Raw genomic sequence first — 878 nt, forward strand, 5'->3', positions numbered from 1 at the left:
CCTGCCAATACGTCATCATCACTCAAAGTACCATCAGCATCGCGGTAATAAGCCCAAAACAGCACCGCGCTGTTTAAGTCGAGCATTTGCACTCGCTCAATCAGCTCGGCCACCGTATTCGGCACTAAATGTTGCACTTTTTGCTGATACTCAGGATAGSSGGAACAAAACTTGTCCACCTGCGCGCGCAACGCGACCCCCGTAATCGAATGGTCCGTTACCACAAAAATTTTCTGCGCTTGGGGCTGCAAACGCTCAATCAGCGACACGTTCGACAGCAGATCAATATCTTCAATCACGCCAGTGGCATTCAAACCCGCATGCATTTCTGGCGTGTAATTATTAATGCCACCAAAAATCACCGGTGTGCCCGACAGTGGCTCCGCCAAACGCTGCATCAACTGCAGTGCTACGTTATCGCTCACCACAATGGCGTCAAAGCGCTCTTGTTCCACTTTGGTTTTGTAGAGAAAGTAAAGCTGATTGAGAAAGCTGGCGCTTTGATTACGCTTGGTATCGAGGTAAAGCACACGCAGAGCGATATCGCGCTCACCGAGTGTTTGTGCAAGGCCAAGTTGGAAGGAGTCAGTCCAAAAGAAACCTTGGTGGTAAGAGTGCACCACTAAAATATTTTCTCATGGGCACTTGCCMAAAGCTGCATAGCATTATCAACATGGAAAARCAAAATCGCACTTGCTCACCTTCCTCTAACCCGATCTATGAGCAAAAAACCTTGATTGTGAAAGATAAGCTGCCCTTGTTAGTATTATACCCATATGCTGATTATAAAAGGGACAAACAATGCATTCTGCCAATGCCAAGATTGATGATTTGGATCGCGCTATATTGAAAACGCTGATGGCGGACGACGAAAACGC

General features: G+C 47.1%; 1 pseudogene. It reads right to left on the reverse strand.

What is annotated here, in order from left to right:
- Nucleotides 1–693, reverse strand: a pseudogene (locus CIK04_RS27270) (GGDEF domain-containing protein); the annotation flags it as partial.
- Between the last annotated feature and the right edge of the window lie 185 nt (nt 694–878).

This window comes from Vibrio sp. 03_296 (assembly GCF_002265885.1).